The following is a 1,558-nucleotide window of genomic DNA, read 5'->3' on the forward strand; positions in this document are numbered from 1 at the left end:
TTATTGACGGGCTTTATCATTGACCTATCTGGAAAATATGATTTTGCCTTATATGTAGGTGCTATTGTAGCGATAGTAGGTGCGCTGTTATTACTAACAATTTGCAAGGTTGAACCGATTGTGAGTAGATCAAGTACAGAACAAAACCCGACCAGAATTTCATGAAAATTACGTTTGAATTGAAATTCTAGGATCTGTTTGAAAAAAAACAAATAGAATGATAGCACTAGAAGAATGTTCTAGTGCTTTTATTATATTTCCAGCTATTACTTGTAGTTTGATGGGGTGGTACTTAGTTAACAATGTGAATTCATTCACATTGTTTATAGATTCTCTATATTCCCAAAGAAATAAGAATTAGTGAAATATTGAGATCTATTATAAGTTAAAAGAACAATAAATTTTTTTAGTCCTAAAAATGTAAGGAGGAATTTATTTTGGATATCTTAGTTTGTGTGAAACAAGTACCTGATACAGCAGAAATCAAAATTGATCCGGTAACGAATACACTAATAAGAAGTGGTGTACCAAGTATTATAAACCCATTCGATAAGCATGCGCTTGAAGCAGCGGTACAGCTTAAAGAAGCACATGGAGGAACGGTTACGGCCTTAAGTATGGGACCACAACAAGCTAAAGCTGCTTTAAAGGAATGTATTTCAGTAGGGGCAGATAAAGCTGTATTAGTTACTGACAAGCTATTTGGCGGTTCAGATACGTTTGCCACAAGCTACATCTTGGCCAATGCTATTAAAAAACTGGGACATTTTGATCTGATTTTATGTGGTAAACAGGCAATCGATGGAGATACGGGACAAGTAGGACCAGCCCTAGCAGAGCACCTTGGAATTGCTCAACTCACTTATGCAACAAAGATTGATGTTGAAGGAGAAAAAATTACAATTAAGAGAGAAACGGAAGAAGGCTACGAAATTATTGAGTCTAAGCTTCCTGCTGTTTGTACAGTTGTAAAATCAATTAATGAGCCAAGATTTGCAACAATCAAAAGTAAAATGGCCGCCAATAAAGCTGAAATTGAAGAAATAACTTTTGCAGATATGCCTGATATTGATAGAACGAAAATTGGTCTTAAAGGCTCACCAACTAAAGTAAAGAGATCATATACACCGCCAAAAAGAAATTCGGGCATTAAGATTCAGGAAGAAAGTGCATGCACATCCGTACAAAAATTATTGGGAAATTTACTAGAAGCTAAGCTTGTATAAGAGGGAGGCACTAAGAATGGACTTTGCAGAATATAAGAATATTTGGGTGTTTATCGAAACTTCAGAGGGAAAAGCAAAAAATGTAGGCTTGGAGCTCTTACATCAAGGGAAAAGACTCGCGCAGATCAATAATGAAAAGGTCATTGCTGTAGTTATTGGTAAAAATCTAGACTCCGTCGTAAAATCTGCAACAGCATATGGAGCTGATGAAGTTATTGTTGTTGAAGGAGATGAGTATAAAGATTTTTCTACTGACGGATACGCAAATGTAATGACAAAATTAGTAGAAAAGTATAAGCCAGCAGCGATATTAATTGGCGCTACATATAATG

General features: G+C 35.6%; 1 protein-coding gene and 1 pseudogene. Both read left to right on the forward strand.

Annotated features, from left to right (window positions below; genetic code table 11):
* Nucleotides 1-437 precede the first annotated feature (437 nt).
* The gene (locus AC11ZT_RS00580; protein WP_484057743.1) at nt 438-1,226 is read left to right on the forward strand and encodes an electron transfer flavoprotein subunit beta/FixA family protein; all 789 of its coding nucleotides are present in this window, start codon (nt 438-440) and stop codon (nt 1,224-1,226) included.
* A gap of 16 nt (nt 1,227-1,242) precedes the next feature.
* Nucleotides 1,243-1,558, forward strand: a pseudogene (locus AC11ZT_RS00585) (electron transfer flavoprotein subunit alpha); the annotation flags it as partial.

The organism is Ectobacillus sp. (assembly GCF_056992975.1).